Annotated in this window: 13 protein-coding genes; 6 read left to right on the top strand and 7 right to left on the bottom strand. The window is 51.0% G+C overall.

What is annotated here, in order from left to right; genetic code table 11:
• Positions 1-42: 42 nt before the first annotated feature.
• The 3 genes from KJY73_RS10500 (at position 43) to KJY73_RS10490 (ending at position 3,448) form a co-directional block, all read left to right on the top strand.
• Complete coding sequence (locus tag KJY73_RS10500; RefSeq protein ID WP_214343674.1) at positions 43-507, top strand: (2Fe-2S)-binding protein; 465 nt, start codon at positions 43-45, stop codon at positions 505-507.
• Between the two features lie 2 nt (positions 508-509).
• Entirely contained in the window at positions 510-2,669 is a 2,160-nt protein-coding gene (locus KJY73_RS10495) for a xanthine dehydrogenase family protein molybdopterin-binding subunit (protein ID WP_214343672.1), read from the top strand.
• A gap of 176 nt (positions 2,670-2,845) precedes the next feature.
• Positions 2,846-3,448: a YkgJ family cysteine cluster protein gene (locus KJY73_RS10490; RefSeq protein WP_206595453.1), complete on the top strand. Its 603-nt coding sequence runs from the start codon at positions 2,846-2,848 to the stop codon at positions 3,446-3,448.
• Here the strand turns inward: KJY73_RS10490 and KJY73_RS10485 are convergent.
• Genes KJY73_RS10485 through lptM form a run of 6 tightly spaced genes read right to left on the bottom strand, consistent with a single transcriptional unit; the run spans position 3,445 to position 8,012 of the window.
• Positions 3,445-4,161, bottom strand: coding sequence for an HAD-IA family hydrolase (locus KJY73_RS10485; protein ID WP_214343670.1), 717 nt, complete (start codon positions 4,159-4,161; stop codon positions 3,445-3,447). The two genes, KJY73_RS10490 and KJY73_RS10485, sit on opposite strands and share 4 nt — an antisense overlap.
• A complete protein-coding gene (gene xerC / locus KJY73_RS10480) occupies positions 4,158-5,051 on the bottom strand; it encodes a tyrosine recombinase XerC (protein WP_214343668.1) in 894 nt (297 codons plus the stop codon). The genes KJY73_RS10485 and xerC overlap by 4 nt, the downstream gene beginning before the upstream one ends.
• A 3-nt stretch (positions 5,052-5,054) precedes the next feature.
• Positions 5,055-5,744, bottom strand: a complete 690-nt coding sequence (locus tag KJY73_RS10475; RefSeq protein WP_214343666.1) for a DUF484 family protein — start codon at positions 5,742-5,744, stop codon at positions 5,055-5,057.
• On the bottom strand, positions 5,741-6,571 hold the full coding sequence (gene dapF, locus KJY73_RS10470; RefSeq protein WP_214343663.1) for a diaminopimelate epimerase: 831 nt from the start codon (positions 6,569-6,571) through the stop codon (positions 5,741-5,743). The genes KJY73_RS10475 and dapF overlap by 4 nt, the downstream gene beginning before the upstream one ends.
• Before the next feature lie 31 nt (positions 6,572-6,602).
• Positions 6,603-7,853, bottom strand: a complete 1,251-nt coding sequence (gene lysA / locus KJY73_RS10465; protein ID WP_214343661.1) for a diaminopimelate decarboxylase — start codon at positions 7,851-7,853, stop codon at positions 6,603-6,605.
• A complete protein-coding gene (lptM, locus tag KJY73_RS10460) occupies positions 7,854-8,012 on the bottom strand; it encodes an LPS translocon maturation chaperone LptM (protein ID WP_214343659.1) in 159 nt (52 codons plus the stop codon). It abuts the gene before it with no gap.
• A gap of 362 nt (positions 8,013-8,374) precedes the next feature.
• On the opposite strand from lptM, the gene speA reads away from it, so the two are divergent.
• Complete coding sequence (gene speA, locus KJY73_RS10455) at positions 8,375-10,294, top strand: biosynthetic arginine decarboxylase (RefSeq protein ID WP_214343657.1); 1,920 nt, start codon at positions 8,375-8,377, stop codon at positions 10,292-10,294.
• Between the two features lie 7 nt (positions 10,295-10,301).
• Here the strand turns inward: speA and KJY73_RS10450 are convergent, their stop codons facing one another.
• Positions 10,302-11,348, bottom strand: a complete 1,047-nt coding sequence (locus tag KJY73_RS10450) for a serine hydrolase domain-containing protein (protein ID WP_332874187.1) — start codon at positions 11,346-11,348, stop codon at positions 10,302-10,304.
• 262 nt (positions 11,349-11,610) lie between these two features.
• On the opposite strand from KJY73_RS10450, the gene KJY73_RS10445 reads away from it, so the two are divergent.
• Both KJY73_RS10445 and KJY73_RS10440 read left to right on the top strand, forming a co-directional pair.
• Entirely contained in the window at positions 11,611-12,957 is a 1,347-nt protein-coding gene (locus tag KJY73_RS10445; protein ID WP_214343655.1) for a DNA-3-methyladenine glycosylase 2 family protein, read from the top strand.
• A gap of 17 nt (positions 12,958-12,974) precedes the next feature.
• Complete coding sequence (locus tag KJY73_RS10440) at positions 12,975-13,430, top strand: methylated-DNA--[protein]-cysteine S-methyltransferase (RefSeq protein ID WP_214344598.1); 456 nt, start codon at positions 12,975-12,977, stop codon at positions 13,428-13,430.
• Positions 13,431-13,511 lie beyond the last annotated feature (81 nt).

Raw genomic sequence — 13,511 nt, 5'->3', positions numbered from 1 at the left:
TCGGATACGCTTTACGCTTCATAACGTTGCGGAGCTTTTTACATGATCAGCTTTACCTTAAATGGAACCCAAAGGCAGTATCAGGGTGACCCCAATCAACCACTTCTCTGGTATGTAAGAGATGAGCTGAATTTAACCGGCAGCAAATTCGGCTGTGGTGTGGCCCAATGCGGGGCTTGTACCATGCATGTTAATGGTCAGCCGGTGCGCGCTTGCAGCACACCTATGGCGGCCGTGCAAAATGCCAGCATCACCACAATAGAAGGTTTGGACAGCGTTGCTGGTAAAGCCATTCAGCATGCCTGGCAACGCCTTGATGTGGTGCAATGTGGCTACTGTCAGTCTGGGCAGATCATGTCGGCCACGGCCCTACTGCAAAACAATCCCAGCCCATCTGATCAGGATATTGATCAAGCCATGCAGGGCAACCTATGCCGCTGTGCCACCTACCACCGTATTCGCCAGGCCATTCACCAGGCCGCAGACGATCTGGCCAAGGAGGTATAGTGATGAAGTCTCTCAACTCAACATCGATGGACCGCCGTCAGTTTCTTAAGGTCACCAGTTTGGCGGGCGTAGGTTTTGCCATAGGACCGATTGCTTTTGCCAATGCTGCTGGCCAGGACAAGCATGAAAGCCTGGGCAATTTTGTCCGCATCAGCAAAGACAATCTGGTCACAGTGGTCATTAAACACCTGGATAAAGGCCAAGGTGTAACGACCGGTCTCACCGCCATTGTAGCGGAAGAATTGGATGCGGATTGGCAGCAAATGCGCTGGGAATTCGCGCCGGCCGATGCAGAGCGCTACAACAACCTGTTCTTTGGCAAATTCCAGGGCACAGGCGGATCCACGTCGGTTGCCAACTCCTGGATGCAGCTTCGTCAGGCCGGTGCTGCAGCACGCGCCATGTTGGTTGATGCTGCTGCCAAAGTGTGGGGCGAGGACGCCGCGTCACTGCGCACCCAAGCTGGCAAAGTCATTAATGCCTCAGGTAAGCAGCTCAGTTATGGTGAACTCGCCGAGCTGGCTGGTACCCAGCCCATTCCTGCCGAGCCCGTGCTGAAAACCCCGGATCAGTTCCGTATTATTGGTCAGCATATTCCGCGCATCGACAGCCCGGAGAAAACCACAGGAAAGGCCATATACACTATTGATGTGCGACGGCCAGGCATGCTGCATGCCGTAGTATTGCATGCCCCTAAATTTGGCGCGGTGCTGAAAACGGTGGATGACAGTGCCGCCAAAAAAGTCCCGGGTGTAAAAGCCGTAATCCGTATTGAACGGGGCGTTGCGGTGCTGGCTACCAGCCACTGGAGTGCCCTGCAGGGTCGCAATGCCTTACAGGCCCAGTGGGACGAAAGCCAAGCGGAAACACGCAGCTCCTCAACCTTATGGGATGAATACCGAGCGCTGTTGGCTAAACCCGGCCATGTAGTGCGCGAGGACGGTGATGCAGACAAAGCGTTAGCCAACAGCAATAACAAACTATCCCTGACCTTTGAATTACCTTTTTTGGCACACGCCACCATGGAACCTCTGAATTGTGTGGTGGAGCTTGGTGACAACCAGTGCCAGATCTGGACTGGCTCACAAATGCCGACCGTAGATAAAATGGTGGCTGCTCAAATTGTCGGGCTGCCTCCTGAGCAGTTGCAAATTCATACCCAGCTGGCGGGCGGCAGTTTTGGCCGCCGTGCCAGTCCCAATGCCGACTATGTAGCCGAAGCCTGCATGATTGCCAAAGCCATCAATGGCAGTGCGCCAGTCAGTCTGCAATGGAGCCGGGAAGACGATATGCAAGCCGGTTATTATCGCCCCATGGCCTTGCATCAGTTTCACGCCGCACTGGACGACGATGGCAAGCCCACCGCCTGGCATCAGCGGGTGGTCAGTCAGTCAATAATGCGGGGCACTCCTTTTGAGGCTGTGGTGCAGGGCCCCATTGACCCGACCATAGTGGAAGGCGGTTCGACCTTACCTTATGCCATTGCCAATCTGAAAGTAGACGCCCATGAACATAAAAGTGGCATTCCCACTTTGTGGTGGCGCTCGGTAGGCCACAGCCATAATGCCTACGTGACCGAGGTCTTTATGGACGAAGTGGCAAGACTGGGAGGACAAGATCCGCTGGCCCTGCGTTTAGCCCTACTGGCCAAGCACCCTCGTCATGCTGGTGTGTTAAAACTGGCAGCCGAAAAGGCTGGATGGGGGAAAGCCTTGCCAGACAATCAGGCCATGGGCCTGGCGGTACACGAGTCCTTCAATAGTTTTGTCGCTCAGGTGGCCTTGGTGACTATGCATCAGGATGGCACCTACAAGGTCAATAAAATAGTCTGCGCTGTGGATTGTGGTATAGCCATTACCCCGGATGTGATTAAAGCACAGATGGAAGGTGGCATAGGCTACGGTCTGGGCGCAGCCATGGGCGAGGCCATCACGGTTAAAGAGGGGGCGGTGGAACAGAATAACTTCTATGACTATCTGCCCATGCGCATCCAGCATATGCCAGACATAGAAGTTCATATCCTAGCTTCCGACCAAGCCCCTACAGGGGTCGGCGAACCAGGCCTGCCTCCTGCGGCACCTGCGGTGGCTAATGCCCTGCGTAAATTTTTAAAAGGCCCGTTAACCAAACTACCTTTCGGTACTAAGTTAGATTTAGCCTGAACACTACCGGCATACCGGGGCTGAAAAATATTTTTTTCAGCCCCTCTTGTCGACCTATCAGCCGCCCGCATAGAATCTGCCGTTGGCGTTTTACGGCGACACCTTCAGTGTGTTGTCTGCCAGGTCAAACTGCCCACCTTTTTTGATTGTTACTGTCATTTTTTTGCGGAGTCTATATGCAAAGACTGCGGGATCTATCGCGTCTTGTTGAGGCTGTGTATGGCGAACTCGATCATACCTTTGGCACTTATCAACGAAACTCAGGGCTGACCTGTCGGCCAGGCTGCGGCGCTTGCTGCAATAATCCGGAGATTGATGCCACGGCCCTGGAAATGTTGCCGTTGGCCCTGGAAATATACGACCAGGGCAAAGCGGAGCAAATGCTGGACGAACTTGCGGCCTATTCCGGCTTTAACTGCTTCCATTATGTTCGCCACTCACTGGATGCAACACAGGGGCAGTGTGGGGTATATCAGCATCGCCCGGCCATTTGCCGCATGTTTGGTGCTGCCGCAGTGAGAAATAAGCAAGCCGGGATGCGCTTGTCCGTGTGCAAAACCATTAAGGAAGACAAGGAACATCCTTATCAACAAGCGCTTATCACTATGCTTAGCGAACCAGCCCCCAGTATTGCCGCAGGCAAGGACAGGGTCAGAAGCCTGGACTACGAACTGGGCAAGCGGGATCTGCCGATTAATCAGGCGCTCAAAGTGGCATTGGAAAGGGTATTGTTTGTCGCCTATTACAGCGGTTTTGAACAAAGCGAAGAAGTGGCTTAGATCAACTGCAGTAACTCGTTCAGGTCCTGCAACTGCACATGCGGCAATAACAAGGCAGGTTCTTGTGTAAGCCGCATGGTGCGGTTAGCCGCATACCAGGCAGATTGGTATCCGGCTTGCAACGCGCCAAGCACATCATTGTATAGGTTATCACCTATATGCAGGATATCTTGGGGCACTAAACCAAGCCGTCTTGCCGCCAGTTCAAACATTGCACCCTGGGGTTTCATAGGTTGTGTGAGGCTGGCGTGCAAGCTGAATTGGAAATAGTTGGCGATGCCTATCTTATTTAAATCCACATTGCCGTTGGTAATCGCCACCAAGGGTAATTTGGTCGCTAAGGCGGCGAGTAAAGAACATATATTCTTATCTACTTTAAACTGGCTACGCTTGTTATAAAAATCGTCAAAGGTGGCGACTATGACCTGTTCAAGTTCGCTACCAGTATAGCCACATTGCATCAGCCCGCGACGCAGCTCCACCCGCCTCAGTTCTCCCATATCGTTATGCAACTCGGGCTGCTCTGCCAGAGCCTGCCATTTAATAGTTCGCCAAAAGGCCAGATCAGTTGCCCGCGTAGCTGCATAATGCAGATGCAAAAAGTCCAGCATGCCTTGTTCAGCTTTTTGCAATATAGGTCTGTTGTCGTAGAGGGTGTCATCCAGATCAAAGGTCAATGCCAGTGGACGCTGAAAGGAACGGTAAAAGATCATTTGTTCTTCTTTGCTCTTGGATGGGCTCCGTCATATACCTGAGCCAGATGCTGAAAGTCGAGATGCGTATAAACCTGGGTAGTAGACAAATTGGCATGACCCAATAGCTCCTGTACACCGCGCAGGTCGCCGCTGGACTCAAGCAGATGGGTCGCAAAGGAGTGACGCAGTTTATGCGGGTGAACAGGCTGTGCCATACCCTGGCGCTGCGCCCATAACCGCATTCGTTTGGCAATTTGCCGTGACGTAATACGCTGACGTTGCATGCTGACAAACAGCGCCGTTTCATCAGGCGGTGCCAACTGGCCACGAACTTTCAGCCAAGCATCCAGACTTTGTTTGGCTTGCCTTCCAATTGGCAACTGGCGTTGCTTACTGCCCTTACCCAACACCCGCAGCTCGCGTTCACGGACGTCCAACAGATTCAAACCTGTGAGTTCGGCCAGACGCAACCCGCAGCCATAGGTCAGCTCTAACATGGCTTTATCACGAATCGCCAGAAGGTCATCACCTGGTTCAAAGTCGAGAAAACTGGCCATTTCGTCCACATGCAGCTGCTTAGGCAACGGCTTGCCACGTTTTGGCGCCTGAACGCCACTGGCAGGATTAAGTGTCAGCACCCGCATATGCACGAGATACTGACAGAAGGTGCGCAAGGCCGACAAACGCAAGGCAATAGAACTGGCGCTCAGACGCTGTACACGGGCTTTGTTTAATACGTTGCGGATATGCTCGGTTTGCAGCTGTGACCAGTCATCAATAGGCAGGATTTCTGCCACCTGCTGCAGCTGGCGACTGTAATTTTCCAGGGTTTTTGGGGACAGATTTCGCTCATAGCGCAAATGGGCCAGAAAAGTATCCAGCCGCTGTTCAAGGGCTGGCTTGAGCATGGGTTAATACTCCGCCAGCTGCGGAACAACCAGGGTTAAAAACTTCTGCAACTGCGTGATCAACAAGGTATCCATGCCGGGGTGAAAGTGGTGTCCTTCATTACTGCCAATAGCTAGCAGGCCCATCTCGCCACGTTCACCAATCAGCATCATGGCGACCGATTCAATGCGCTTTTCGCCGAACAACAGCGTCTGCTCCTGCTGACTTAGCCGTCCCAGATAGTAAATGCCGTGATTAAAACGCTTATCCAGCAACAGACGCTTGCTGGTTTCCGGTAGGTCGTCGTCAAAACCAAAAAGTTTCAAAGACAAGGCATGCAGTTCAAGCTGATGCAACAACACTTGTTCCAGGGTGGAACGTACCTCAAACAGGCTCTTACAGCTAAACAAACGCAGATTCAGGTCAGCATAAATCCGGTAGATCCGCTCATTTTGCTTAGCGACAGACATCAGTTCATTAATTTGATGTTGCAGTTGGCGAACCTTCAAGCGCAGCTGCTCTGATTGACGCTCAATCAGAGAAACGGCGCCCTTTTGCTGATGAGGGATGCGCAAGGTATCCAGCACTGTCGGATAAAACAGGAAGAAGTCGGGGTTTGCTAACAAATAATCTCTGACCTGTTCGGAGGTCAGATTCTCGTTGTCGCTTAGCAACGCATCCGCACGTTTTTCCTGTCTCGACATATCACTCATAAACTGATGGTTCCATCAAACACATGGTCGGCCGGCCCGGTCATTTTGACTACCTTGTCCCGTCCTTGCCAACGGATATTCAAGGTACCGCCGGGTAAATCTACCCGCACTTCGCTTTCCAATTTCCCCCACAACTGACCGATCACCACAGCCGCACATGCACCACTTCCGCAGGCCAAGGTTTCGCCGCTACCGCGTTCGTATACGCGTAATTTAATGTGATTGGGTGAAAGAATTTGCATGAAGCCAATATTGGCTCCTTCAGGAAATCTTTCATGTTGTACCAGCAAAGGGCCTAAGGTTTCAACTGGTGCCGTGTCAATATCAGGCACTTCCATCACACAATGAGGATTACCCATGGAAACGGCCCCGCAGAACACCGTGTGATCTTCGGCACGAATAATGTAGGTGGCTTCTTCTTTATTGGCTTTCAAAGGAACTTGGGCAGGCTCAAATTGCGGTTTGCCCATATTCACCGTCACCTGGCCGTCTTTTTCCAGGTAAAGCACCATACGACCGGCACGAGTGCCCACCACAATTTTATTGCGATTGGTCAGGCCCTTTAACTTCACAAAACGCGCGAAGCAACGTGCGCCGTTACCGCACTGCGACACTTCGGAACCATCCGCATTAAAAATGCGATAATGGAAATCCTGATCCGGGTCATAAGGCGGCTCAACCATCAACAGTTGGTCAAAGCCGATACCGAAATTTCGATCCGCCAGTTGTTGAATCCTGTCCTTGGTAAAATACACGTTCTGGGTCACGTTATCGATGACCATAAAGTCATTACCCAGACCATGCATTTTTGAAAAGTGAATCTGCATCGGCACCACAGCTTTGTCCAATTGCCTTGTATTACGGAAGTTTATACTCGCCTTTATAGAGGTCTGCGAGCTTTTCTCGCTCTCGGATTAGGTGCATTTGCTCACCATCCACCAAAACCTCTGCCGGACGGCAGCGACTGTTGTAGTTGGACGCCATGGCGAATCCATACGCACCGGCGCTACGCACGGCAATCAGGTCACCTTCAACAAGCCCTAACTCTCTGTCCTTGCCAAGAAAATCGCCGGTCTCACAGACCGGGCCAACAACATCATACAGGGCTTTAGTGCGATCTTGTGATCTGTCCACCTCGACGATGTCCATCCAGGCGGAATATAGCGCAGGTCTGAGCAGGTCATTCATGGCGGCATCAACCAGGGCAAAGTTCTTCTGTGCACCCGTTTTAAGGAACTCTACCTTACTCACCAGGATACCGGCATTGGCCATGATGGCGCGGCCAGGTTCAAAGATAAGCGGTAAGTTGGGCCTGTCTTGCATACGACTCACAATAGCCTGAACATAAGCGTCCGGATTCGGCGGTGTTTCATCCTTGTAGGTCACACCTAAACCACCACCTACATCCAGGTGTTCAATTTCAATACCGATGGACGACAGTTCATCCACCAGTTCCAAAAGCCGGTCCAGCGCATCCACAAAGGGGGCGATTTCGGTCAACTGAGAACCTATATGGCAATCCATCCCGACAATTTTAATATTGTCCATGGCCGCCGCTTCACGATACACCGCCACCGCTTGCTCACGCTCAATACCAAACTTATTGGCTTTTAAGCCTGTAGAGATATAGGGATGAGTTTTCGCATCCACATCAGGATTAACCCGCAGTGAAATAGGTGCCTTTTTACCCAACTCTCCGGCTACCTTATTAATACGTGACAGCTCGGAAGGTGACTCAATATTAAAGCACTTAATGCCTTGATTCAGGGCGTAAGCAATTTCCTGCTCGGTTTTACTCACCCCGGAAAACACCACTTTACCTGGGTCCCCCCCGGCTTCCAGTACACGTGTCAATTCACCACCAGAAACGATGTCAAAGCCCGAGCCTAACCGAGCCAATAAATTCAGTATGCCAATGTTGGAATTCGCCTTTACCGCATAGCAGATAAGGTGCGGATGATTACCTACCGCTGCATCAAAGGCATGCCAATGGCGTTCAATGGTGGCGCGGGAGTAAACGTAACAAGGTGTACCGTACTGGGCGACAATATCAGCAACGGCAACATTCTCAGCATGCAGACGCTGGTTCTGATAGGAAAAGAAATCCATCTATTTTTGCTCTTGTGGTTTGCTGCTTGATTGGGAGCTGCTTTGGGCCTCGGGATCTTTGTTATCCTGAGCCTGGTCGGGCAGATACAGCGCGCCGTTTTTTCCGCAAGCGGTCAGCAACAGCACCAGAAATCCCACCACATATTTCAGCTTCTTCACAGACAGTCTCATAACTATTCATAGGGCCTGCTATGATGGCATTGCCGGTAAAAAAAGCAAAGGCTACCGTAACAGATTCACGGCAAGCTGTCGGTATCCTGATTTCTGCTGCAATTTTCTCTGTCTGTGCATAAAAATTCTGGGGTTCTGTCATAAAGCCCATTTATAATAAGCGCCGTTAGACTACAGAGATTTTCTTCCGCTGCGGGCAAGCCCAGGGCTGCAAGCGCCAGAAATACGCATAAGTGGTACGGAATCAGTTCAGCATCTGACACCTTGCGCCTTAATTAATCAGGCGCACTCGCATGGAGCCTTGAAAGGTTTCACCCTGTTTTTCTTATCGACCAAAGGGAGACAATACCTTGGCAGATTGGACTATTGACGATGCAGAGCGTCTCTATCGCGTAAAGCGTTGGGGCGGCGGGTATTTTGAAATTGGCGAAAACGGCAACCTGCATATTACGCCGGTTCCGGGTAACCCCCAGGTTCGCATAGATTTCAAAAGCGTTATTGAAGAAATGAAGCAAGAGGGAATTCAATTCCCTGTCGTGGTGCGCTTCCACGACATTCTTCGCTCTCAGGTTGCGGAGTTAAACCAAACCTTCCGCAGCCAGATTGAAGAAGCCGAATACCAAGGCAAGTACATGGGCGTGTATCCGGTTAAAGTTAACCAGATGCGTGAAGTGGTTGAAGAGATCGTCGATGCCGGCGCACCATTTGACTATGGCCTGGAAGCAGGCTCTAAAGCCGAGCTGTTGACCGTACTGGCCTTCAACACCAATGAAGCGGCCCTGACCATTCTGAATGGTTACAAAGACGAAGAATTTATGCGCCTGGCGCTGCTCGGACGGAAATTGGGTCGTAAGATCATTGTCGTGGTTGAAAAATACTCAGAGCTGCTGTCTTTGGTACGCATTGCCAAAGAACTGGAGATCGATCCTATTATCGGTCTGCGCTCCAAAATGACAGTGAAAGGTCGCGGTAAGTGGGAAAGCTCGGGCGGTGATCGCGCCAAGTTCGGCCTGACCATAGCTGAAATTATTAATGCTGCCCGTTATCTTGAGCAGCAGGGTTTGGCGCATACGCTTAAGCTACTGCATTTCCATATCGGCTCCCAATTAGTGGATATCCGCTCGGTAAAAGATGCCGTGGCAGAAGGCGGCCGGATTTATGCAGAGCTACGCAAAATGGGTGTAGACCTGGAGTTTGTTGACGTGGGTGGTGGCCTGGGTATCGATTATGACGGTACACAGTCTACCAGCGACTCTTCGCGTAACTACAGCATGCAAGAATATGTTGCCGACGTAGTGTACGGCATGAAAGAAGTCTGCGATTTGGAAGGGGTACCACACCCTAACCTGGTCAGCGAAAGTGGCCGCGCTATTACCGCGCACCATAGCTGCGTAGTGGCCCAGATTGTAGGCGAGATAAAAAACAGTACCGTGCAGTTTGATACCTCAGAAGAGGAAGATGAGCACGTATTTGTGCGCAATATGCGCGATCTGGTGAACTCACTGGAAGAAGATGGCGACAATCTGCAGGAAATCTTCAACGATGCCTCGCAATGGAAAGAGCAAGCCATTGATGCCTTCAAGCTGCGGGTGATTTCGCTGTCTGAACTGGCCAAGATCGAGACCTTCTACTGGCAGTTGATGACCTATCTGCACAGAAAGATCAAGGAAGTGGAGTTTGTACCGGAAGAGCTGCAAGAGCTGAAGTACGATTTATCGTCCCAGTATCTGTGTAACTTCTCGGTATTCCAGTCAGCTGCCGATACCTGGGCCATTGACCAGGTGCTTCCGGTTGTGCCGTTGACCCGCATGAATGAGAAACCCACGGTCAACTGTTCACTGGTGGATATTACCTGTGACAGCGATGGTAAAATTGACCAGTTTGTCGGTGAAAACGGCGTTGCCGATGTATTGCCTATCCATCCGCTTAAGCCGGGTGAAGATTACTTTATTGGTTTGTTCCTGACCGGAGCTTACCAGGACGTTATGGGTGATATGCACAACCTGTTTGGCCGCTTGAATGAAGTACATATCTTCAGTGATGATGACGATCCGGAAGACTTCTACATCGAAGAAGTCGTGACCGGTTCATCGGTCAGCAATGTGCTGTCGATTATGCAATACAATCCTTCGGCCATGGCCCAGGATGTAAAACGCATCATCGACAAACATGTCGCCGCCGGCAACATTAAGCCCCGCGAAGGGGTGAAATGGACAGACTTCTATGAAGACTGTCTGCATGGCTACACTTACCTGAAAACCAGTAAGTAACGTCCTCTCAGGGCGCGGCCTGCGCCCTGATTTTCATCTGCTCAAAGAAATCTGCCCAGAAATTCACGGTGATTTCATTCATCAAATTGGACTCGGCATTCATTAAAAACACCATGGCGGTTTTATATTTGGGTGAAAAACCGATATCGGCCCGGTAACCTTTTACCCAGCCACCATGATGCACCAACAGCTCACCATCAAACTCGTAAACTCGCCACCCCAAACCATAATGGGCTTCTTTTAAATGCTCTCGCCAATGTCGGCGATGCAATTCCTTACTGGTGCGTACTTTGGGTGTCACCAGTTGATCTATGGCATGACTGGATAACAAATGTGGGTATTGGCCCAGCATCAGTTTTGCCCATTGGCCCATATCGCGAATGCTGGCATTTACCCCCGCGGCAGGCGCAAAACGGTAATAGTCTTCGCTGACATTAACCTTATGCCAGCGATTTTTAGCCAGCAGTACATGGGGTTTGGCCCAGTTGTCATCGCGCATCAGTGCCTGGCGCCCAACACCTGAGCGGGACATACCAAGGGGCATCAACAGATTGTCTTGTAGAAGCTGAGCATAATTTTGTTGCAGACTGTTGTTCAGCCCTTCTTCAACCACAGCGAACAAGGCATTCTGGTAGGTGTAGCAATTACCCGGTGCACAGATGGGTTTAAGCCCGGCTAATTCATTTAGCACCCGTTTAACCGGATAATCCGCTTCAATGAGGTTGTCGTAAGCGTTCGGCATATAGCCGCTGGACTGGCTGAGAATATGCCCTAAGGTCATTTTATTGGCCAATTCGGGCTTAAATGGATAATCCGGCGCCAGTCTGGATACGGGTTGATCCCAGCTTAGCTTGCCTTGTTCCACCAACTTGGCTGCTAATACTGAGGTAAAGGTTTTAGAAACTGAGGCCAGTCTGAAAACGGTGTCTTGATCAACTTTCTGCTTACCATTCTTCTCGGTTTTACCCTGAACAAAGATCTGGTCCGGCTGTCCGGTTGAAACCACCAGAAAGGCATACCCAGGAATGGCTTTATGCCGCGCAGCGGTTTTCACTTCATCCGCGAAGGCACCCAGCTAATTGTCCTGAGCGTTAATGGTCAGGCTGGTCGTGCACAATAACACCAGCCACAAAAGATGCTTCATTCTGCTTATTCTGTCTCGATCGCAAACCAGGCTAACCTGGTTGTTACAACTATCCGATGATTCTGTCGGCCATTCTATCATCTGAATAACAATTTTGGCTTGAGTTCCGTTTTCATCGCATCTTTTCTCACAGACTCGTTACAATTGCGCCAAGCCAATCAGGATACCGACCATGAACCCACTGCAATATCAACAAGCCAGACTGTCTCGCGACAGACGCTTTGATGGACGTTTTTTTGTTGCAGTTAAGACCACCGGCATTTTTTGCCGGCCCATTTGTCCGGCCGTGGCCCCAAAAGAACAAAATGTTGAGTATTACCCACTCGCCGAACAGGCTATGCAAGCGGGTTACCGGCCCTGTCTGCGCTGCCGACCAGATAGCTCACCCCAGTCCTGGGCCTGGAAAGGCGTAGATACCAGTGTAGAAAGAGCCCTGCGCTTACTCAGTGAACACCCTGAGTTAAGCCTCGGACAGATAGCCGACAAGTTAGGGATGACAGATCGCTATCTACGCAAATTGTTCCAGGAGCGTGTAGGTATGGCACCCAAGCGCTATCAGTTATTTAAGCAACTACTGCAAGCCAAACAACTGCTGCATCAAACCAATCTTAATGTAGAGCAGGTCGCTTTAGCCTGTGGCTTTCAGTCTGCTCGTCGATTGCAGGATAATTTTCGCCAGCATCTGCAGTTAAGCCCAGGTGAAATCCGTAACCACGCTGTACCAGGACAACAAATGCAAGTGCAACTCAGTTTTCGCCCTCCTTACCACTGGCCGATGTTACGCAATTTTTTGGCACTTAGAGCCATTACCAATATGGAGTGGGTAACAGACAACAGCTATGCCCGGGTGTTTAGCTACGCAGGCGCCAAGGGTTACTTTTGCGCCGAATATCAGGCAGACAAGCACTGCTTTAATGTCAGCCTGGAGCTGGATGATCTCAGTCAGTTTACCGGCGTAATAGCCCATATACGCCGTGTTTTGGATGTGGATGCCGATTCTGGCTTGATTGGCGAACGCTTGCGCCAGGCTGGCATATCTGCGGAGCAGCAAGTGCAAGGTTTACGCTTACCCGGCGTTTGGTCTCCCTTTGAAGCAGGCTGCCGCGCCATACTTGGTCAACAGGTATCGGTAAAGGCCGCCATCGGCCAGGTTAGCCTGTTGGTAACCCAACTAGGTGAACAGGGCGAAAAAGGCAGGTACTTTCCAGGCCCTGAGGTCATTGCTCATGCCGACTTGTCATTTTTAAAAATGCCGGCCAGCAGACGCGATACTTTGCGCCGCTTTGCCGAGTACTGGGCTGCCTTTGGTGAGCCAACAGAGCCCGATGATCTGCTGGCACTCAAAGGTATTGGCCCTTGGACGGTTAACTATATGAAGCTCAGGGGGTACTCTAACCCGGATGTCTGGCTGGATACGGATCTGGTGATCAAAAAGCAACTGCAACAGCAGCCGGTGGATGCTGATTGTGTTACCCCGTGGCGCAGTTATCTGACTTTTCAACTCTGGAGCCAGGCGTGAACAACCACTATTTGTATATGCCAAGCCCCATTGGGTTGATTGAATTGTGCGCCAATCCTGAGGGCATTCAGGCAATCACCTTTGTGGATACACAAACCCAAGCTGAAACAGACACACCCATATTGAAAAAGGCTGCTGAGCAATTGGCTGAATATTTTAATGGGCACAGGCAGGACTTCGATCTGCCGTTGGCCGCAGGAGGTACAGCGTTCCAGCAACAGGTTTGGCATGCGCTAGTTAGTATCCCTTTTGGCCAAACCGGCAGTTATCTGGATATCGCCAGAAAGATTGGCAATCCTGCCGCAGTCAGGGCAGTAGGTGCGGCAAATGGCAAAAATCCACTGTCTATTGTTGTGCCTTGCCATAGAATAATTGGCAGCAACGGTAATCTAACAGGTTACGCCGGAGGGCTGGAGCGCAAAGCCTGGCTGCTACAGCATGAGCAAAGCCAACAAAGGCTGGGGGACTGGTAGGGGTTCTCACTCGGTAATGCCTAGACCTTATCTTCAACCTGACTGACCACCTGGTAACCAGTGGGGAATTTGGCTTCATCC

It is taken from the genome of Bowmanella yangjiangensis (assembly GCF_018531185.1).
Taxonomy (GTDB): Bacteria; Pseudomonadota; Gammaproteobacteria; order Enterobacterales; family Alteromonadaceae; genus Bowmanella; species Bowmanella yangjiangensis.
The sequence above is the reverse complement of the archived record's forward strand: the minus strand, read 5'-3'. Positions and strand labels throughout refer to the sequence as shown.